This is a genomic window from Halonotius sp. F2-221B, assembly GCF_046719765.1.
Taxonomy (GTDB): Archaea; Halobacteriota; Halobacteria; order Halobacteriales; family Haloferacaceae; genus Halonotius.
This window is the reverse complement of record NZ_JABEBY010000001.1, coordinates 1-19,809: the sequence shown is the minus strand read 5'-3', so window position 1 is coordinate 19,809 and position 19,809 is coordinate 1. Positions and strand designations below refer to the sequence as shown.

Below are 19,809 nucleotides of genomic sequence, written 5' to 3'. Positions count from 1 at the left end.
TGGTACTGATCTTATTCCGGGGTGATAGATGAGGACTCGTCGAACCAGCCCCGTTCGCGGAGGCCAACTCCCAACAGGACGAGCGCGTTCGGCAGGAACAGCAGCGCGCCGAGGGCCATCACCGTATCCTCCGTTCGCAGCCCGTAGGTCACGGCCGCACCGGCGATGAGAAAGCCACTTACCGCAAGCAGGTACATCCGGTACTCCATCAACAACGCGAATGGGCGAAGCAGTGCGTCAGCGTCCATATCGGGGGCTACAACCCGCATCCACTAATAGAATCGGTTGTCGAAACCCGCCCGTGACACCGGGAGTCACGCCTCCACCCCGCTCACAGACGGTTCGGATCGATTCGGGTCGCCAGCCGACGGACAGCACCGACGGCCGCGACGCCGACACCCCCGTAGATGAGGACGACAAGCCGCGTCGACAGCGTCGCGCTATCGATCGCCAGTCGCGCCGCGGTGTTGGCCGGGCCACCGGGCAACAGCGTCGCGCCGGCGAAAAACAGCAATATCCCGACCGAAAACAGCAGCTGTGCGGATCGCCGATCAGGAGCCAGCAGCGAGACGGCCACCGAAAGCGCGACAACGATCGCCGTCACCGCGGCCACAAGCGCGACCAGCCAGCCGATGTTGGCGACGGCCACGCCGTTCAGTGAGAGCAGTCCCATCCACGCCACCGCCTGTATCGGGGCGATAGCGATCATCGCCGCTGACTTGCCGTCGACGATATCCACCATCGTCACCGGGGCGACACGCAGCAGTTCGAGGGTGCCCTGCTCGCGTTCGGCGGTCAGCGAGTCGACGGTGATCGACCCGCTGATAAACACCGGCAGGAAGAGCAACAGCGGCAGCAGGATCGTGTAGGTGAAATCGTAGTACGGGTTGCCGCCGGTGTCAGGCGGCAGCGGTAGCGGTGGATTCGACAACGAGTCAGCCCGCTCGGCGCGAAGATTTCGCTCCAAGGCGCGTAAGGCCTCCTGGCCCTCCGAGACAACGAGTGTCGTCTCGATGCTTCCATCCGGGGCTGTCATCACCACCTGAATACGGTCGTCGACCCTGGTTGTCTGAAACACCGCATTTACCGTCCCATCCTGGAAGTCGGCGTAGGCGTCGCTGGTCGTTGCGTACCGCGTGCCGTCGATCGCCGGCCGGTCGTCGATCGCCGCCAGCATCTCGTTGGTCGCATCGCCGGTCACGGCGGCGTCGATCTGGTAGCCATCGACGCTGCCGGGATCGTACAACGAGACCAGCCCAACAACCAGAAACCCGGCGAATGCGGCGACAAACAGCTGGATGACCACCGCGAGGATGATCGTTTTCTCCCGGCCCAACACCCGGAGCTCCCGGCCGGCGATGGTGAGTCGTGGATCACTGAACCGGTCGGCGACGGCGTGCCAGCGATCCCACAGATCTCGATCAGCCATAGAGCGTCACCACCCCGAGATTGTACGCCGCGTGGATCGCCGTCGCGGCGACCAAGGAGACCAGATACCACCGGAGCCGCGTCCGCGCGCCGAGGGCACTCACCCCGGCGGTCACCGTGTGCAACACCAACGGCCCGGCCAACAGCAGCAGCGTTGTCGACGGCGCGATGCCGATGCCGGCCGGCTGGAGGGCTGCCTGCCCGAGCTGTAAGTCGGGCAGCCCGACCAGCTGGGCAACGGCGGTGAACTTCTCGGCGACAAAGAAGCCGACCCCGGAGGCCGCCCCGAGCAGGAGGGCGGTCGACACCGAGCGGTCGAACCGGTCGCTTTCGAAGCCAGCGAAGATGTGGATGCTTTTGGCAACCTCCTCGACGGCGGCGATCACCACGAGCAACAGCGGGATCGATACCTCGATCGGCAACACAAACAGCACAGCGATCGCCAACAACTCGGCAATAAACACGAAGGGCAAAAACAGCGCGGTCAACACGCCGACCGATCGAACCCCACTCAGTCGCGCATCAAGCGCGTCAAGGAACTTCAGCGGCACCGGCTTTTGGGAGAACATATCCTCCTCACGGTAGACGCCCGTTCCAAGCAGGAACAACACGGCAGCACTCGTATAGAACGGGCCGGTCGAAAACAGATAGCTCCCGAGGCTGACGGCCTCACCCTGGAGCTCCATGACGACGAGTGTCAGCGGCGAGATCAGCGCGATCGGCGTCACGTTCGTGAAGATCGAGGGGATAAACACATAGCTCGTGAGAAAGACGGTGATCGTGATCGTCACGAACGTCAACTCCTTGAACGATCGGGCGAACATCGCCCCGAGGAACGTCGCCGCCAGGAACGTCAGCGCGATCGGGACGACCGCAGCCACCGACAGCAGCCCCCCACCGACCGCCGCGGCGATGACCGCCGTGACGGCGACCGCGATGGCCGCATACGGCAGGGTTTTGCCGGCAACGATATCCAGCCGCTCGACGGGCGCGACCAACAGAAGCTCACCCCGGCGGCTGATCCGCTCGTTGAGGACGCTGCTCCCGTAGGATTGGATCACGAAGTTCATCGGCACGAGGAACAGAAACGCCAGCAGCAACGAGCCAAACGGGAAGGGTGGCTGGATCTCCGCCGGCGAGCCACTGGTTCCGCCGCCGAACAGCGCGCGGTCGAGCAGCGGGCCGCCGCCACCATCGGCAACCGGCGGCGCGTCTGTGTCACCCTCGTCGGTGTCACTCCCATCGGTGCCTATGATGTTGTCACCGCTGTCGTCGGTTCCGCCACTCTCGCCGTCACCTGTTGTTTCATTGGCGTCAATGTCGGTGGTACCAGTATCGTTGTCGTCACCGCCAGCATCGCCGTCGGCACCATCACCGTCGGTCAGGTTGCCGGCATCCGTTGGTGCAGCCGGGCCGAGCGTCGATTGGGGAAGATACTGTAGCTCGACGATCACCGGGTAGGCTGCGGTTTGATTGGGCTCCAACGCCATCGCCCGGTCGTTGTAGGATTGCACCGCCGAGCGAAACGCGGTCAGCGCGGCCGCACCCTTCTCGCCGTCGGCGGCTTCGACGAGGAGGGTCGGCGATCGCGGCCCCGGGCCAGCCGTCGGCTGTCGCACCCCGCCGACCAGCAGGTCGATCTCGCCGGTCGCCAACGCGCTCCGCGACGGTTGCCGCGCGGTCAGCGCGGCGTTGTCCTCGATGACCGCGTTGTACGAGCTGTCGGCAGCGACACCGACCCGGTAGATGTCGGTGTTCGGGGCCGGGGAGGCGACGCCGAGGGCGACAGCCGACGCCCCGACGCTGCCGACGACCACGACGAGCACAGCCACGACAGCGAGGGTGCGACGGTTGTAACTGCTCGTCGACTGGCCGATCTCCCAGCGGGCGATCCGTCCGATCCGGCGCAGGCGGCGACCGACGGTCGCCAGGCGGGCTCGAAGGCGGTCGATCCGCGTCACGGTGAGTCCTCCGCCGCAGAACGGTCGGCCACTGCCCGGTCGGTTGGATCGGTGTCGCCGGCCGTGCGGGGACTCGCCATCTGTTGGCCGGTAAGCTCCAGAAAGATCGACTCCAGACTCGCCTCGTTGGTGCGGATATCGGTCACGCTGCCGCCCGCCGCCGTCGCGGCCGCCTGTATCTCCTCGACCTCGGCCATTGTGTCGACGACAGCGCGATGCCGGCCGTCGGCGGTCGGCTCGGTTTCGGGGAGGCTGATATCGCTGTAGACGTGGTAGCTCGTCTCGCCGTACGTCTCGCGGATCTCGCTCACCGAACCGCGGGCGATGATCCGCCCCTCGTTCATGATGACGACCCGATCGCAGACGCTTTCGACGTGATAGAGGTTGTGCGCGCTGAAGACCACGGTTTTGTCCTCCTCGCGGAGTTCCTCAGTAAAATCGAGTACCGAGTTCGTCGTCAGCGGGTCGAGCCCGCTTGCGGGTTCGTCGTAGATGAGCACGTCGGGGTCGTTGACCAGCGAGCGGGCGATAGCGACCTTGCGTTTCATTCCCTTCGACACGTCACCGAGGCGGCGGTCGCGGTAGTCGAGCTCAAGCCGGTCGAGCGTTGATTTGATCCGGTCGCTCGCAACATCGCGCGGGACATCGTAGAGGTCGGCAAAAAATCGGAGATACGAGCGGGCGGTCATATCCTCGTAGAGCGGCGATTCCTCCGGGAGAAAGCCGAGTTGGTGTCGCATTTCGGGGTCGCCGGCGTCGTAGCCCGCGACGGTCGCGGTGCCCGCGGTTGGTTCGATGAGGCCAGCCAGCATCTTCAGCGTCGTCGTCTTGCCCGCGCCGTTGGGGCCAACGATGCCGAAGATCTCCCCGCGGTCGATCTCGAACTCGCTGCCGACGACGGCGGCGAAATCGCCGTACGTCTTCCGCAGCCCCGACACCTCGATCATACCCTCCGTGATACCGCGGCGCACAAAAACACACGGCCTTGAGTATCAGCCATAATACTACCGAGATCGTTGCGTCCGATCACTGCTTGTGAAGAGCTGCTGCACTGCGATTTTGCGGACATCTCCGATTTGATACTCCACCAATAGTTGTCGATATGATCGTATTCATTGGTAAGAAGATCACAGCTCAATGGCGAGAACCCGATCGAAACTCCCTGCGGTGCGAAACTGTAATGAGGTACAAACTCTTTATTAGAAGTAATGAGTGAAACGGCCCAGAACAATACCGACTCCGAAGAAGCGGTTCAAGAGAACATTGATCGGGCTGTGGAGGACGCAAAAAACCTCGATTTCGCCACGCTGGACGAAGTCAAAGCGGCGTTTCAGGAGTAATCTGTCGTTTGACGGATTTTATATGAAGTCATTGTGCAAATTAACGTAGCGTGCCTGTTCCATTAGACGAGGAGTAGTTGGATAGCGGAAATGAGAATCTGCCGGTAGAGATGTCTCTCACGCCGATTCCAGTTCTCGTCCACCAAGCATTGACTGCAGCTGCGATGGCGGATCGAGTCCACGTCTCTGCCATGTCGCTAACATTGTCGTAATTGTCTCATGAATTCGGACGCCGTCGGCTGATCGAAGGCTTCTGAATATCTTCCGTAGGACAACCTGTTCGCGCAGAGCGCGCTCTGCGCGATTATTCGTTGAATCAACGTCTGGCTCTGTCACGAATGTCAGCCAGTGACCAAGCCCATTTCTGATCTTTTCGATTAGCTTAGTGACCTCCTCGTTGGCGTATCCCTGCCGAGTGAGTCCCTCTAAGTGCAGCATTGCCTCCGCCCGCTTGTCCTGGCGGGCGGAGGCTGATGGATCTCCGTCGATAAACGTGGTCAGATCATCATGGAGTTCGTGTAACTCTTCACACAACTGCTGTGCCTCGTCGTACCGGTCAGCAACGAACTCCGCCTCCCGCAACAGATGCGCCCAGCATCGCTGAAGCTTCAGGTGATACGCTGGATAGGCCGACCAACCGTCACAGCTGAGCGTCGCGTCCTCGGCGAATTCCTCGCCGAGGACATCCTCTAACACTTGACTGCCTCGGCTCTGGTCAACCGTGTACAACACCTCATCTTCAGTAACGAACGTCCAGACCCAGTACTGCTCACCATTCACAGGAAATCCTGTTTCGTCAACGTAGACCACGTCGCTCTCCGCTACGCTATCTTTGACTTCCTTGTAAGCGGGTCGCAGCCGGTCTGCGACCCGCTCGGTCAGGTTGTAGATCGTCCGGTGGGAGATTGGCTGGTCAAGCTTCCAGTCGAAGAGTTCAGCTTGTTTGCGGTTGGGCAGTCGTTCGTGGAACCGGCCAAGAGCGGTTTGGGCCATGATATTTGGCCCAAACCGCCCGGTCTGCGGACAATCAGGATGCTCAGCGACTACTTCGTTTCCGCAGGAGCACTCGTGTTTGCCAAGCTTGTACTCAACAACAGTCGTTGGGATAGGAAGCGGCGTGTCAATGACGATTTGAGACGTGTAGTTGTCTGGATCAGTGAGAACATGCTCACAATCAGGACAAAATCCGTTGTCAACAATGCGTGTTTCTTCGGGCTCTGGCGGTGTTCTTGTTGTTCCCTCGTGACCTTCCTCACGTCCGGGCGAAGAGTCGCTGGCGGCATCATCGCCGCCAGCTGACTCTTCTTTTTCATCGTCAGTCTTGTCATTGTCAGAGTCATTGTGGCCACTTCCATCACCACCAGCACCACCCTTCTTACTGGACGGCGTATGCGCGTTTTTGTATCGTTTGAGCTCTGCCTGAAGCTCATCAATCTGCTCTTGCTGCGCGGTAAGTTGCTGACGAAGCCACTGATTCTCTGTGCGAAGTGCAATGACTTCCTGACGGAGGGCTGTCTTGCTATCAGTCAGGATCGCCGAATCTGCCGATTTCGGCGATCCATCCGTTCCGAGGGACACTCTTGGACTGATCGATGTGCGCCAGCAAGGAGTCAGCTACGAATTCGTCTGGGCTGCTATCCAACTACGACGAGGAGACGCGTGTTTCGATTCCCTCCTCGGTACTCGCAGAAATTGCTGCACTATCTCATTCCCAATCGGAGCACGTACAGACCGAGCTACGGAAGATCACCGCTGCTGGGCACACACCCTCGAAATTCGTCTACAAACAGTACGGTGATCTCAAAGTCTTTCGATGCGGGGAGACCGTTCGGCTGTTCGGTGTCATCCTCGAACACATCGATATCGTTGATAGCTTTGATCATCTCGTCATCTTGCTTGAAATCTCCGAACACGACTACCACCAAGCCGGTGTCTCGAAAACCCAAGCACAATCAATCCAACACACGTTTGCAGCTCTCGAATCGGAGGAAGCGTTCTGGAACGAACTTGCGGGGTCTGTGTTTGATACCGCCGACCTCGACAGTATTTTCGAATAGTCGAGGGGGTGTTCTACGAGAGTAGTACCGCTGTGCCTACCGCGGCCGATCCAGCGAGAACCGATCCCGTGTCGAGGCGTAGTAGCTCCCCGCGAGTCGACCGACCGTATCGAGGTCATCGATATCGATCTTGTCGTCAGTAAGGACAGCCTCGTCAACGTGAGCATGGACGACCTCGCCGAGGATCAGTACGCTGCCGCCGACCTCGATCCAGTCGTAGAGTTCACATTCGAGGGCGACCGTCGCGGCTGCGACACGCGGCGGGTCGACGACAACCGACTCGGCGCGGTCAATGCCGATGTGGTCGAACTCGCTTTCCTCGTGTGGCAGGGTCGCACTCGTGGCGTTCATCGCTTCGACAATGTCGTGAGTGACGGTGTTGAGAACGAACTCCTCGGTGTCGGCGACGTTCTGTGGGGTGTTCTTCAGGTCGTCGCGGCCAACCGGCGCGAACATCACGACCGGCGGGTCGACGGCGACGACGTTACAGAAGCTGTAGGGCGCGAGGTTGTCAACGCCGTCGGTGCTCGTCGTCGAAATCCAGCCGATCGGCCGCGGTGTGATCGCCGTCGAGAGCAGGCGGTAGGCCGAGCCGAACTCGTCGGGAGAGCCGTCGCGTGTCGCCATCTATGGCGCGCCGACGATGACGAACTGGCTCGGCGCGTCACCGTTGTGGATCTGCCGGTCGCTGTCGGCGGCAACGCGGATCGCCTCGCCGGCCGCCAGCGGCACGGCCTCGTCGTCGACTGTCATCGTCGCCGCGCCCTCGACGAGAACGTACACCTCTTCGTGGCCGTCCTCAGCATGGTCGTGTGGCTTGCCGCTCCAGCCGGGCTCGCAATCGAGGACGGAGACCCCGAGCTGGTCGCAGTCCAGTGGATCGCGCAGAAAGTGTAAGCCGCCGGCAACTGGCTCTACGTCCTCGTAGTCGACTCTCGTGTAGGACATCGATCAGAAATTCATCGGCAAGGGGAAAGTACTCTTCGGCGGGTGACGGCCGATTCTACCTGATCGGTACGACCTTGCCACCCGAGCCACAACTGCGCCATGTGAGCGAGTACGTAGTCGGCGTCGACGGCTGTGCCGTCGGCTGGTTCGGTGTCTGGCAGACCCAGGACGCGGCCGATCTGTACAGTGCGCGCTACCAATCGATCGCGGCTGTCGTCGATGCCCACCCAGATGCCGACCGCCTACTGGTCGATATCCCGATTGGCCTCCCAGAGAGCAACCCACGCGAGTGCGACAGCGCGGCCCGCCAGCGGCTCGGCGCGCGCAGTAGTTCGGTGTTTCCCGTTCCCTGTCGAGCCGTCGTCGAGTACGCTATCGAAGCGGGCGCGGACGCTGACTACGACCATGCAAACGCGCTCCAGCGCGAGCACCTCGGCTCAGGGCTCTCCAAGCAGGCGTGGAACATTACGCCGAAAATCGCCGAAGTGGATCGCGTGCTCCGCGAGGACACATCCGCTGTCGATATCGTCGAAAGCCATCCCGAATGCTGCTTTGCCGCACTCAACGACGGCTATCCGGTTGCCCAACCGAAGTCGTCGACGACTGGCCGGGCCGCGCGGTTCGGAGTTCTCGACAATGAACTCGGTGGCTGGCAGGCCTGTTACAACGACGCGCTCGACGAGCACTACCGCAAACAGCTCGCCCGCGACGACATCATCGACGCGCTGGTGTTGGTCGCTGCCGGCCAGCACCCACTCACGTCGCTGCCGGCCGACCCGCCGACCGACGGGGCCGGGTTACCGATGCAGATCGTTGTGCCCGATACCGACCCCTCGTGGCACCAGCATCTCTCGATCGCCAAGCAGTAACGTGCCGCCGGAAGTTCCATATTCATCGCCAGCCTACAGACAGTATGTTCACCGGGCGCACCGATACCCCCTGTTGTCTCTGCGGTAGCCCGACGACCGACCGGCGGATCGAAGTCCCGCCGCGAGCGGTGACGCTAATGGAAAACAGCGGGCCGATCGCTTGGCAGGATATCGTCACCCCGGTGACGCTCCAATTCTGTGCCGACGACTGGGAACTCGTCCGTGATCTCGCCATCGAAATGGATCACCATCCGCTGTCGCGCTGCAACGTCGCCTACGCCTCCTTCGACCTCCGGGAAGATTTCGAGGCCATGCTCAACGAGACGAAGGACGCCGTCGACCACGCCGAGATGGAACGCCGTCTGTTGGAGCGGAGCCGCGAGGTGTTGGCCGACGCCGACGATCCCATGACCGAACCCCGGGATCTCGTTGAGGCGGCGGTGATCGACGCCGCGTTGGCGGAGCTTGATCCGGTGCCGTCGACACCGGAGTAGGCGATGGTGAGAGCACGTGATCGCTTCCGTCCACCCTGTTATCGACAGGATGACACGACTGGTGACAGCATTCACTCCGCGGTAGCGCGATGCTCGATCTCGCTTCTGAGCCCGGCGGCCGCAAAGTCGTGATCCGGGCGGAGTTGGACGAAATGGAGAAAGTCGGCGGCCGACAGCAACTCACCCATCGAGTACGACGCCTCGGCGGCCGCAACCGCCGCCCGCGGGCCGAGAACCGGTTCGAGGGCGGCCAGCGCGCAGGCCAGATCGTACGACTGGATCCCCTCCTGGGCGTCGCTGTCGACACTGGTCGCATCAATGAAGTAGAGCGCGTCATCCAGCAGCAACACGTTTTCCGCCCGGAGGTCGCCGTGGGCCAAGCCGCCGTCGTGGAGGGTTCGAAGCGAGGCAAACAACCCTTCGGCGACCCACGATTCCGTTTCGGGGTCAAGGGCATCCAGCGAGCGGAACTCCGGCAGATACTCAAAGACAACGACCCCGTAGCCGTCAACGTCGAAGGCTTCGATCGGTTCCGGGGTGTTGAGCCCGAGTGCGCGCATCTCACGCGTTGCCTCCAGTTCGTGGCGGGCCATCTCGGCGGGCGACTGGAAGGACTCAAAGAAGCCGGCCGTCCCGCTGGAGACCGCCCCAAGGTTCCGGCCGGTCGTAAATAGCGCGTGGACGAGCGTGTTCTGCTGGCTGATCACCTTCACAAACAGCGCGTCGTCGATGACGACCGGTGTCGACAGCCAGTTGTCGGCCTCCAGAAACCGAACGTGGGCCGGCGATCGGTCGTATCGCTCAACGACCGCACGAACGACGGTCTCGATCGCCGACCAACTGGGTTGCCCGCGAACGAATCGACGGAGGGACACACTGTGAGGGAACGATGTGGGAGAATATAAACACCGGGCTGTTGCCATCACCAAACCACGCGATTGTTACCGGAGTTCCTACGTCGTGGCTATAACCGACAGCTACTCAGCGGGAACGTGTCAGTCCATAGGGTTTCAACCCGAGAATTCGACCGAGCGTATTATGTATGTTCATGTGGTATCCAGTTCCAACAGGATCTTTCGACGGATGTTTGCCACATCACACCCCATACTGTCGGCGCGCGCCCCGCAGTTCACAGCAGGTGGTGTGTTGTGAGCCAGCCGTCAACAGCATCCGGCGACGACGCGCTGGCCGACGCGGTGCTTTCAGCGATCGACGTTGGCGTGGTTATCGTTGATGAGGACGATCGGATCCAACAGACAAACGAGACCGTGCGCACCGAGCTTGGGCTCCCTGATGAGCTGGAGGATACCCCTGTCGCCGAGGGGTTGCCGCTCGGAGCGCACCTCCGAGAGCTGTCACCCGGCGACACGCTTGCGGAGGCAACACTGGCGGCAGCACCCGACCCAGATGCGGTTGACAACGAGCCGGGGCTGCGACCGCATACCTCCGGCGTGGAGCTTGTCGTCCCGCAGGGTTCGATTGAACGCTGCTTTGTCGTCTCGGCGGAGTCGCTGTCGACGGCCGCGGCCGACCGACTGCTGTTGTTCGAGGAGATCAGTGCCCAACGCCGGATCGAATCACAGTTTAAGACGGCGATGGGGTATACGTCGGATACGGTGGTGATTGTCCGCGCGGATGGCACCGTGCGGTATGTGAGCGATCCCCCGGAGACGACGACGAAATCGCCGAGTGAGGTCGACATTTCGACCGATCTGCTCGACTCCGTCCACCCCGACGACCGGGCGACGCTTGAAACCGCGCTCGAAGCGGCCGCCGACACCGGCGAGATGAGCATCCACCACTGTCGGCTGGAAACAGCGGGCGACGGCTGGCGGATGTTCGAGGTCGCGGTGCGGGAAAACGCGTCGCTGCCGGCCGTCAAGGGGCTGATCGTCACCGCCCGCGATGTGACCGACCGCCACCAGTTCGAGCAACGCCGGCAGGTGATGAACCGCATCCTCCGTCATGACCTGCGGAACGATATGAACGTCGTCGTCGGCCACGCCGATATGCTGCTGGAGTCCGACGACGAGCAGGTGACAGACCACGCCGAGACGATCCGCCAGAAGGCCCTCTCCTTGGTGAATCTCGGCGATAAGGTGCGGACGATCGACCAACAGCTTCACGGCGTCGACCGACAGCTCCGCCAGATCAACATCGCTCAGATCGTCCGCGAGGAGATCAGCACGATCCACGACGAGCATCCGAGCATCATCATCCGCTCGCGGATCGACGAGACAAGTATCATCGGCAACACGCTCGTCCGAACGGCGATCCGGAACGTCCTCGACAACTCGATCGTCCACAATGACAACAGCTGTCCGGAGATCGAAGTTGCGGTCGAACACCGCCACGAGACAAACCGCGTCCAAGTCGAGATCCGCGACAACGGGCCCGGGATCCCGAAAGGCGAGCGCCGGGCGATCACCAACGAGGCCGAAACACCGTTAGAACACATCAGCGGGCTCGGCCTCTGGTTGGTCAAATGGATCGTCGATGGGATGGATGGCTCGATGTCGATCGCACAAAACTCCCCGCGCGGGACGGTCGTGACGCTGTCGTTCCTAGCCGCCGACGCCGACGAGTGGGACACCCTCGACGATGGGCGGCCGGCCGGTGTCGCCGACGGGATCCCGTTTCCCAACAGCTCGATGGGCGATAGCGAGCCGATCGGGACGACCACCAGAACCAACGACTGAGGCGGCTTCAGCTACCGGCGACGGCAGACAGCAGAGCAGACTACCGGCGACGATAGGTGACAAACGCAAAGCCGTCGCGGTCGTCGCGGTCGACCTCGCGCCACGCGCCCTCGTCCCACCCGGGGAACTCGGTGTCGCCGTCGTAGGCGTCGTCGAGTTCCGTCAACACCAGTTCGTCAGCCCGGTCGAGAAACTGCTCGTAGACCGTCGCGCCGCCGATCACGAAGATTCGCTCGGCGTCGTCGTCAAGCGCACAGACAGCCTCGGCTTCGGCGACAGCGGCATCGATCGAGTCGACGACGACAACACCCTCATCGAGGGCGGGCTCACTGCGGCTCAGTACGATATTGTGCCGGCCCGGCAGGGGGCCGTCGATCCGGGCGGCGATGGAGTCGTAGGTGCGGCGACCCATGATGACGGGGTTGCCCATCGTCACCGATTTGAAATGCTGGAGATCCTCAGGGAGGTGCCACGGCATCTCGCCGTCGTCGCCGATGACGCGGTTGGCGGCGACCGCGGCGATCAGCGCGATCGGCGGGTCGTCGTTGTCGCCATCGTCGCTGTCGGCGGGGGTGTCCTCGGCCATCGTTACTCCGCGACCGCGAAGCTGATCCCCTCGGCCGGGTCGTAGTCGAGCAGTTCGATATCCTCGAAGTCGAGGTCATCCAGCGGTTTGTCGGCGATCGCAATGTGCGGCCGCGAGCGGGGTTCCCGCGACAGTTGGGTGAGCAGGCCGGGGACGTGATCGTAGCCGTCGGTCGCCTCGGTTTCGTCGGGGGCCTCGGTTTCCAGCCACTCGCGGACGGCGAGATACTCCTCGCGGTCGTCGACGGCGGCGAGTCGCTCCTGGAGGCGATCAAGATTGTCGGCGTACCAGTCGCCGCGGTCGTCGGTGCCACAGTAGATGTGCGCATCAACGACGGTGTGGCCGAACTCGCCGACCTCGAAGCCGGTTTCCTGGGCAACGGCGTGGGTGAGCAGCGCGTAGGCGGCGATGTTGAACGGGACGCCCAGCGCGATATCGCCGGATCGCTGCGTGAGATGGCAGTTCAGCCGGTCGCCCTGGACATTGAAGACGAAGGTATAGTGGCAGGGCGGCAGCGTGCTCACCGCGGCGTTGGCCGGGTGCCACGCCGAAACGACGAGCCGGCGGGAGTTCGGCGATTCGTTGAGGGTGTCGATAACGTACTGGATCTGATCGAAGGTGCCGTCGTCGTTGCGCCACCGATGGTCGTCGTCGGGCCACGCCTCACCGTCGAGACCTTCCTCGGGGACGGGAAACCGCCGCCAGAAGCGGCCGTAGGCGGTGTCGAGGCGGCCCTGGTCGTCGGCCCACGCATCCCAGATGCCGGTCTCCTCTCGGAGGTTACGGATGTGCTCCTCGCCGGAGAGATACCACTTGAACTCGTGGATCAGCGAGTTCCAGCGAAAGCCGGAGAGATCCTTCGTCGTCAGCAGCGGAAACCCTTCCTGGAGGTCGATTGTGTACTGCTGGCTGAAGGAGGCGATCGTGTCGACGCCGGTGCGGTTCGGTTTGTGCCCGCCGCCGGCGAGCGTGTCGGCGACGAGATCGAGATACTGCTGCATTGCGGCTTGGTGGTTCCACCGGGGCCGGCTACAAGTGTATTCCGCTACTGGCTTCCGGCAGGCGAGGCATCGCTGAGAGCCACGTCCAGCAGCGACTCATACACGTCGGCGTAGGCGTCGGCGACGCAGGCTGGATCACCGCGTTCATCGCTGCCGAGTGGCTGGAGGGTGTGTGTCGACACCGGCTCAATCATCTCGACGACCCGGCCGACGCGCTCCTCCAGTTGGCCCTCGCGGCCGCTCCCGCTGGCAACGTCGTGGGCCTTACCGTATCGGGCGCCGTCGTAGAGCCGCACGCGAGTCGGGCTGACGACGGCGACCGCGTCAAAGTCGATCCCGTCGACCGGGAGGGCGATGTCGGCGTAGGATTCGACGACCGCGGGCGTCGTCTCGGCGATCCATTCGGTCACGCGCTCGAAGGCCGGCAGATACCGCTCGGCCATCACGTCATTGAACCGATCGACGCCCTCGATTCGGGGGGCGTCGGCCAGCGGGAGCGCGTCGGCAACGCGGTCGGGCAGCAGGCCCTCGCGTTCGGCCACGCCGTTGACGACGAACAGCGAACCCTCGGGTGTCGTCACGCGGTCGACGAGAAACGTCCGCCCGGCTTCGCCGAGCATGCCGGTTCGATCCGGTGTCGGCCGCCAGAGCCGGTGAACAGGATTCAACTGTTCTTCCTGGAGGTCGCTGTCGCCGGCGGCCGCAAGGGTGGCGACATCCTTCCCGTAGAGGCGGCCATCGCTGAGGGCGGCCGCGGCATCGTCGTGGTCGTACCAGTAGTCGTTGCCGGCCCGTGGTTTGAAGCCGACCGCGCCGTCGAGAGCCGCGAGCAGGCCGGCAGCGAACGTCGTTTTGCCGGCGTCGACGCGGGTGTCGCCAGCGACAAGGAGTTTCATCGGTTAGTCGTCGGTAGTGGCGGTGTCATCGTCAGCAGCGACACGCTCGTCTTTCAGGCCGTAGTAGCCCGGCTCCTCCTCGGTCGGTGGTTCAGCGATGACTAACGTCTCGGAGTGGCGCATGATCCACGGGATCGCCCAATCGAGCAGCACGTCTTCGACGCCCTCGTCGATCTCGGCGTCAGCGTCGAGGCCCTGCAGCAGGCGGGCGATCTCGTAGACGGAGTACATCATCCCGTCGTCAAGCAGTTCCTCGGGTGTGTAGAAATCACAGGGATACAGCTCGTCGAAGGCGTCTTTCGGGCGTGGCATACCAGCCTGTAGCAGCGCGACCCCCGAAAACCGTACGGATTGGTCGTCGCTGGCGGCCGAGGGCGGTGGCTGGGCGAACGACTGCTGTCGCTACCCGGTCAGCAGCACAAAAAATTGCGTGAACGCCCGATTACTCGAAGAGCTCGACGGCCTGTTCGTAGCGCGCGCTGGGTTCCTCCCAGTCGACGACCTCGAAGAAGTTCTCGATGAAGTCGCCGCGGGCCGGCCCGTAATCGTAGTAGTAGGAGTGTTCCCAGACGTCGAGTGCGAGGATCGGGTGACCGCCCCAGATCGCGCCCTCGTCGTGGTTGTCGACCACGACGTTGCGAAGCTGGTTCGAGAACGTATCGTAGACGAGCAGTGCCCAGCCGGAGGCGTCGCCGGCTGCGGCTTCGAACTCGCCTTTCCACGCCTCATACGAACCGAAGTCCTCGGCGATCCGGTCGGCGAGGTCGCCGCTTGGCTCGTCGCCACCCTCCGGCGACATGTTCTGCCAGAAGAGGTCGTGCAGAATATGCCCCGAGGAGTTGTGGGTTACGCTTCGGATCGCGCCCGCGCTGGAACCGAACTCGTGGTTCTCGCGGTTCTCTTCGAGGGTTTCTTCGGCCGAATTCCAGCCGTTGACGTAGCCCTGATGGTGGGTGTCGTGATGCCACGTCAGGACTTGTTCGCTGATGTGCGGCTCAAGGGCGTCATAGTCGTACGGAAGGGGGTCGAGTTCGTAGCTCATAGGTAATTCCTCCATCCATCGGTACTGGTGGCACGCTGTTAAAGCTTGAGGAGTTGTATGGTAGCAATTCCCACGATTTGGCCGCTGAAACAAGCGGTTTCGACACCTCAGATGAGCGCGTGTAACCAAAATAGATTCCGTATTTTTGTTGGATCAGCTACGATTCGAGCCGGCAAGCAAGGTCAAAAGCGTCGGGCGTACGCAGTCAGGCCGACGCCTCGTAGCCGGCCGCTTCGACGGCTGCCAGGAGATCGTCGGTCGCGGCCGACCCCTCGATCCCGGCGGTACTCGCCGCGTGGTCTGCACTCGCTGCGGTCACGCCAGCACGGGATTCGAGGGGCTCCTCAACGGTTTTCTCACAGTGCTCACAGCGCGTTCCGTCGACGGTAATCGTCTCTCCCATCGCCGGTCGCATATGGGTGCCGAGGTGGCTTGTACGTTGTTGCTTCGCATCAAAGGCTGAGTGGTGTGTCCGCTACGGATTCCAAAGCAGATCCCGGACAACTGTATTGTATCCGGCGTGCCTACGACCACCATGCGCGATCTCGACGAAACCGACATGGAGATCCTCTCGATGCTGGCCGCTGATTCCCGCCGCCCGTTCAGCGAGATCGGCGAGGAGATTGGCCTCTCGGGGCCGGCTGTCTCCGACCGCGTCACCCGCCTGCAGGAGGCCGGCATCATCAACACGTTCACCATCGATGTCAACCGCGGCGCGCTGCGGGCGGGCGTCCCGGTGTTGATCGATCTCGACCTGCCGGCCGCCTCGCTGACGCCAGCACGGGAACAACTCCAAAACGCAGACGCGGTCGAACACATCTTCGTGACCGCCGAGGGCGACCTCCGGTTTTACGCCCGGGTCGAAGCCCAAAACGTCCGCGAGTGGGTCGCCGGACTCTTCGAGGAGGTCGCTGTCGACGACTACACTGTCACCCTCGTCGACGACGTCGAGTGGACGCCCACGATCGATGGCGTCGAGTTCGCCCTGACCTGTGCGGAGTGTGGCAACACCGTCGACAGCGAGGGTGAGACAACACGGATCGACGACGAAGTCTATCACTTCTGTTGTTCCTCCTGTCTGAGTCGTTTCGAGGATCGCTACCAGCGATTCGAAGCGGGCACGTAGCGACTTTTGATTCGAAAGTTTTCGATCCCTCCGAGACGTGGTCTCGAAGTAGAAAACGCAGTAAACATGGAACCCGTATAGTAACACACAATGACCACACAGACAATCACCCTCGATATCACGGGGATGTCCTGCGCCAACTGTTCGGCAACCATCGAGGACACCCTCAGCGATCTCGACGGCGTCGACGACGCGAGTGCCAACTATGCGACCGACGAGGCGACCGTCGAGTACGACGCCGGGGTGGTATCGCTCGCGGAGCTCTACGACGCGATCGACGACGCCGGTTACGGGGCGGTCTCGGAGTCGACGCGCATCGGGATCACAGATATGTCGTGTGCGAACTGCGCCGACGCCAACGCCGAGGCCCTCGAAGCCCTCCCCGGTGTCATTGAGGCGGACGTAAACTACGCGACCGATGAGGCACAGGTTCGATACAACCCCGCGGCCGCCACCATCGACGCGTTCTACGATGCCATCGAAAACGCAGGCTATGAACCGGTTCGAGAAGACGGCGACGACGGCGACGACACCGACGCCCGCGATGCGGCCCGCGAAGGCGAGATCCGCAAACAGCTCCGGCTCACGCTGTTCGGTGCTGCGTTGTCGGCTCCCATGCTCGTCTTCCTCGCCGACAAGTTCCTGCTTGGCGGCATACTTGTCCCCGAGACCGTCTTCGGCGTCCGGTTCGGTTGGGTCGAGTTCCTGCTGGCAACACCGGTTCAAATCGGCTTGGGGCGGCCGTTCTACAGCAACTCCTACGACGCGCTCGTAAAGAACCGGCGGGCGAACATGGACGTGCTGATCGCCCTTGGCTCGACGACGGCCTACGGCTACTCGGTGGCCGTGCTTGCGGGCCTGATCGCCGGCAGCCTCTATTTCGACACCGCCGCGCTGATCCTCGTGTTCATCACGCTCGGCAACTACCTCGAAGCCCGCTCGAAGGGCCAAGCCGGCGACGCGCTCCGCGAACTGCTTGAGATGGAGGCCGACACCGCGATGATTATCACCGACGACGGCGAGGAAGAAATCCCGCTGGAGGATGTCGAAGTCGGCGACCGGATGAAGGTGCGGCCGGGCGAGCAGATCCCGACCGACGGCGTCGTCGTTGACGGCCAGTCGGCGGTCGATGAGTCGATGGTGACCGGCGAATCCGTGCCGGTCGAAAAGATCGAGGGCGACGAGGTCGTCGGATCGACGATCAACGAAAACGGCGTGCTCACCGTCGAAGCCACCAAGGTCGGCTCGGACACCGCCCTCCAGCAGATCGTCCAGACGGTCAAAGAAGCCCAGTCCCGGCAGCCCGAGATCCAAAACGTCGCCGACCGCATCTCGGCGTACTTCGTTCCCATCGTCATCGCCAACGCGCTGGCGTGGGGGCTGCTGTGGTTTTTCCTGCCCCAGACACTGGCTGATGTCGTCGCGTGGCTGCCGCTGTGGGAGCCGGTCGCCGGCGGCTCGACGGTCGTCGGCGGAACGGTCTCGGTCTTCGAGTTTGCGGTCATCGTCTTCGCCTCCGCCGTCCTCATCGCCTGTCCCTGCGCACTCGGGTTGGCGACACCGGCGGCGACGATGGTCGGGACGACAATCGGTGCCCAAAACGGTGTCCTGTTCAAAGGCGGCGACATCCTCGAACGCGCCCGCGATGTCGATACCGTTGTCTTCGACAAAACGGGGACGCTCACCGAGGGCGAAATGGAGTTGACCGACGTGGTCAGTGTCGGCGACAACGACCCGACCATCGCTGACGGCGGCCAACTCGCCGAACGCGAGACGCACACCGAGGACGCGGTGCTTCGATTCGCCGCAAGTGCCGAACGCGGCAGCGAACACCCCCTAGCCCGCGCCATCGTCGAGGGAGCCGAGGAGCGCGGGATCGGCCTCGCCGACGCCGAGGACTTCGAGAACGTGCCCGGACAGGGGATTCAAGCAACTGTCGAAGGCCGGACAGTGCTGGTCGGTAACCGCACCCTCCTGTCGGAGAACGGCATCGACACCGCATCCGCCGCGGCGACGATGGAACGCCTCGAACGCGAGGGCAAAACCGCGATGCTCGTGGCTGTCGACGGCAAGCTCGCCGGCGTCGTCGCCGACGCGGATACGGTCAAACCGAGCGCGAAGGAGGCCGTGAGCGCGCTGCAGGCCCGCGGGGTCGACGTGATGATGATCACCGGCGACAACGAGCGCACGGCCCGCGCGGTCGCCGAGGAGGTCGGCATCGACCCTGACAACGTTCGCGCCGGCGTCCTCCCTGAGGACAAATCCGACGCGGTCGAGGAAATTCAGGCAGAGGGCCGCAAGGCGATGATGGTTGGCGACGGCGTCAACGACGCCCCCGCACTCGCTGTCGCCTCCGTCGGCACCGCCATCGGCTCCGGGACGGATGTCGCCATCGAGGCCGCCGACGTGACGCTCATGCGCGACGACCCGCTCGACGTGGTGAAGGCGATCCGCATCTCGGCGGCGACGCTGTCGAAGATCAAACAAAATCTCGTGTGGGCACTCGGCTACAACACGGCGATGATCCCGTTGGCGTCGCTGGGGCTGCTCCAGCCCGTTCTGGCAGCCGGTGCGATGGCGATCTCCAGCGTCTCGGTGCTGACCAACAGCCTGCTGTTCCGTCGGTACTCGCCCGATGTGGAGTACAAACTGCTGGGTCGGCTCCGGTGAGCGTTAGGGGTGTGTCGACTCTATCAGGCACACGGCCCGGTGAAACAGTCGAGGCAGTCCATCGCACGAAGATCCAGCAGGTACGACGCGTTCGCGTTTTCCTGATCGCCCTGTCGACGCTTGTACTGATGGAGGGGTGCCTGCTCCGCCTCGACGGTGGCTTCGATCTGTGCAACTGAGGTTCGCCAGACGCCCGCCATCTCCTCGACCTCGGCACCCCACCCAGACAGTTCCTCCCGCCACCGCACCCAAAAGAGGATATCGGGGTTTCCCTTCTGTTTGTACCGCTCGTAGTCGTTTGCGTTGAACGTGACAACGTACTGCGGCGGGAGCCCATAGTTCGTTTCGGCGGTGAAAAACGGCGTTTCCTGCGTTTTGAGGTCGGCTGGCTCCCCATCGACAAGCAGGTCGAGGGCTGTTGGATCGTCCGTCTTGGCTGGATTCTCGCAGGCGTCCACCCCAACTGCCGGGGCGACCGAGTCGAGAAAGGTGGCTTCACGCTGCTCACCGAACCGCAGCCACGGAGCCTTGTTTTCGGTGTCGGTCGGTTTGTTGTCGGTCGGCATAGCTCACCATCGCTCCGGCATCACATATGAACTCTTGTGGCCGACACTCATAGTGTTTAGTTCGAATCTTTACCGGTAAGATACGGCCAGATGTTTGGTTCGGTGATCGCGCTCAATCCTCGTGGA

Annotated in this window: 22 protein-coding genes; 7 read left to right on the top strand and 15 right to left on the bottom strand. The window is 62.8% G+C overall.

All coding sequences use genetic code 11. The features are described 5' to 3' along the window. Positions 1–11: 11 nt before the first annotated feature. From HKK80_RS00110 to HKK80_RS00095, 4 genes are all read right to left on the bottom strand, one after another. Positions 12–248, bottom strand: a complete 237-nt coding sequence (locus tag HKK80_RS00110) for a hypothetical protein (RefSeq protein WP_411797583.1) — start codon at positions 246–248, stop codon at positions 12–14. 83 nt (positions 249–331) lie between these two features. After that, entirely contained in the window at positions 332–1,429 is a 1,098-nt protein-coding gene (locus tag HKK80_RS00105) for an ABC transporter permease (RefSeq protein WP_411797582.1), read from the bottom strand. After that, the gene (locus HKK80_RS00100) at positions 1,422–3,389 is read right to left on the bottom strand and encodes a PrsW family intramembrane metalloprotease (RefSeq protein WP_411797581.1); all 1,968 of its coding nucleotides are present in this window, start codon (positions 3,387–3,389) and stop codon (positions 1,422–1,424) included. The genes HKK80_RS00105 and HKK80_RS00100 overlap by 8 nt, the downstream gene beginning before the upstream one ends. Further along, complete coding sequence (locus tag HKK80_RS00095; RefSeq protein ID WP_411797580.1) at positions 3,386–4,336, bottom strand: ATP-binding cassette domain-containing protein; 951 nt, start codon at positions 4,334–4,336, stop codon at positions 3,386–3,388. Before HKK80_RS00095 ends, HKK80_RS00100 begins: the two co-directional genes overlap by 4 nt. Positions 4,337–4,597: 261 nt before the next feature. Between HKK80_RS00095 and HKK80_RS00090 the strand changes: the two genes are divergently transcribed. Continuing rightward, positions 4,598–4,729, top strand: a complete 132-nt coding sequence (locus HKK80_RS00090) for a hypothetical protein (RefSeq protein ID WP_411797579.1) — start codon at positions 4,598–4,600, stop codon at positions 4,727–4,729. 117 nt (positions 4,730–4,846) lie between these two features. On the opposite strand, the gene tnpC is transcribed toward HKK80_RS00090, so the two are convergent. Continuing rightward, positions 4,847–6,307, bottom strand: a complete 1,461-nt coding sequence (tnpC, locus tag HKK80_RS00085) for an IS66 family transposase (RefSeq protein WP_411797578.1) — start codon at positions 6,305–6,307, stop codon at positions 4,847–4,849. A gap of 14 nt (positions 6,308–6,321) precedes the next feature. Here tnpC and HKK80_RS00080 point away from each other — a divergent pair, with 14 nt between their 5' ends. Next, on the top strand, positions 6,322–6,786 hold the full coding sequence (locus tag HKK80_RS00080; RefSeq protein WP_411797577.1) for a hypothetical protein: 465 nt from the start codon (positions 6,322–6,324) through the stop codon (positions 6,784–6,786). A 36-nt stretch (positions 6,787–6,822) separates the two neighbouring features. Here the strand turns inward: HKK80_RS00080 and HKK80_RS00075 are convergent, their stop codons facing one another. Then, positions 6,823–7,413 carry a flavin reductase family protein gene (locus HKK80_RS00075; protein ID WP_411797576.1) on the bottom strand — a complete coding sequence of 197 codons (591 nt, stop codon included), beginning with the start codon at positions 7,411–7,413 and terminating at the stop codon, positions 6,823–6,825. Next, entirely contained in the window at positions 7,414–7,734 is a 321-nt protein-coding gene (locus HKK80_RS00070) for a cupin domain-containing protein (protein ID WP_411797575.1), read from the bottom strand. Positions 7,735–7,835: 101 nt separating this feature from the next. Here HKK80_RS00070 and HKK80_RS00065 point away from each other — a divergent pair, with 101 nt between their 5' ends. Continuing rightward, the gene (locus HKK80_RS00065) at positions 7,836–8,603 is read left to right on the top strand and encodes a DUF429 domain-containing protein (RefSeq protein WP_411797574.1); all 768 of its coding nucleotides are present in this window, start codon (positions 7,836–7,838) and stop codon (positions 8,601–8,603) included. A 44-nt stretch (positions 8,604–8,647) separates the two neighbouring features. Beyond that, positions 8,648–9,097 carry a hypothetical protein gene (locus HKK80_RS00060; RefSeq protein ID WP_411797573.1) on the top strand — a complete coding sequence of 150 codons (450 nt, stop codon included), beginning with the start codon at positions 8,648–8,650 and terminating at the stop codon, positions 9,095–9,097. A 71-nt stretch (positions 9,098–9,168) separates the two neighbouring features. On the opposite strand, the gene HKK80_RS00055 is transcribed toward HKK80_RS00060, so the two are convergent. After that, entirely contained in the window at positions 9,169–9,972 is an 804-nt protein-coding gene (locus tag HKK80_RS00055) for an RIO1 family regulatory kinase/ATPase (RefSeq protein ID WP_411797572.1), read from the bottom strand. A gap of 273 nt (positions 9,973–10,245) precedes the next feature. Between HKK80_RS00055 and HKK80_RS00050 the strand changes: the two genes are divergently transcribed. Next, positions 10,246–11,796, top strand: coding sequence for an ATP-binding protein (locus tag HKK80_RS00050; RefSeq protein WP_411797571.1), 1,551 nt, complete (start codon positions 10,246–10,248; stop codon positions 11,794–11,796). A 40-nt stretch (positions 11,797–11,836) separates the two neighbouring features. Here HKK80_RS00050 and HKK80_RS00045 read toward each other — a convergent pair whose 3' ends face one another. The 6 genes from HKK80_RS00045 to HKK80_RS00020 form a co-directional block, all read right to left on the bottom strand. Further along, positions 11,837–12,382 (bottom strand): dihydrofolate reductase, encoded by a 546-nt coding sequence (locus tag HKK80_RS00045; protein ID WP_411797570.1) that lies wholly within the window; start codon positions 12,380–12,382, stop codon positions 11,837–11,839. 2 nt (positions 12,383–12,384) lie between these two features. Continuing rightward, positions 12,385–13,383: a thymidylate synthase gene (gene thyA / locus HKK80_RS00040; protein ID WP_411797569.1), complete on the bottom strand. Its 999-nt coding sequence runs from the start codon at positions 13,381–13,383 to the stop codon at positions 12,385–12,387. A gap of 44 nt (positions 13,384–13,427) precedes the next feature. Further along, the gene (locus HKK80_RS00035; protein ID WP_411797568.1) at positions 13,428–14,279 is read right to left on the bottom strand and encodes an ATPase; all 852 of its coding nucleotides are present in this window, start codon (positions 14,277–14,279) and stop codon (positions 13,428–13,430) included. Positions 14,280–14,282: 3 nt separating this feature from the next. After that, the gene (locus tag HKK80_RS00030) at positions 14,283–14,591 is read right to left on the bottom strand and encodes a DUF5827 family protein (protein WP_411797567.1); all 309 of its coding nucleotides are present in this window, start codon (positions 14,589–14,591) and stop codon (positions 14,283–14,285) included. 130 nt (positions 14,592–14,721) lie between these two features. Next, a complete protein-coding gene (gene sod, locus HKK80_RS00025; RefSeq protein WP_411797566.1) occupies positions 14,722–15,321 on the bottom strand; it encodes a superoxide dismutase in 600 nt (199 codons plus the stop codon). Positions 15,322–15,526: 205 nt separating this feature from the next. Continuing rightward, positions 15,527–15,724, bottom strand: coding sequence for a heavy-metal-associated domain-containing protein (locus HKK80_RS00020; protein WP_411797565.1), 198 nt, complete (start codon positions 15,722–15,724; stop codon positions 15,527–15,529). Positions 15,725–15,856: 132 nt separating this feature from the next. Here HKK80_RS00020 and HKK80_RS00015 point away from each other — a divergent pair, with 132 nt between their 5' ends. Both HKK80_RS00015 and HKK80_RS00010 read left to right on the top strand, forming a co-directional pair. After that, on the top strand, positions 15,857–16,447 hold the full coding sequence (locus HKK80_RS00015) for an AsnC family transcriptional regulator (RefSeq protein ID WP_411797564.1): 591 nt from the start codon (positions 15,857–15,859) through the stop codon (positions 16,445–16,447). A gap of 90 nt (positions 16,448–16,537) precedes the next feature. Continuing rightward, positions 16,538–19,117: a heavy metal translocating P-type ATPase gene (locus tag HKK80_RS00010; protein ID WP_411797563.1), complete on the top strand. Its 2,580-nt coding sequence runs from the start codon at positions 16,538–16,540 to the stop codon at positions 19,115–19,117. Positions 19,118–19,140: 23 nt separating this feature from the next. On the opposite strand, the gene HKK80_RS00005 is transcribed toward HKK80_RS00010, so the two are convergent. Beyond that, entirely contained in the window at positions 19,141–19,683 is a 543-nt protein-coding gene (locus HKK80_RS00005) for a hypothetical protein (protein ID WP_411797562.1), read from the bottom strand. Positions 19,684–19,809 lie beyond the last annotated feature (126 nt).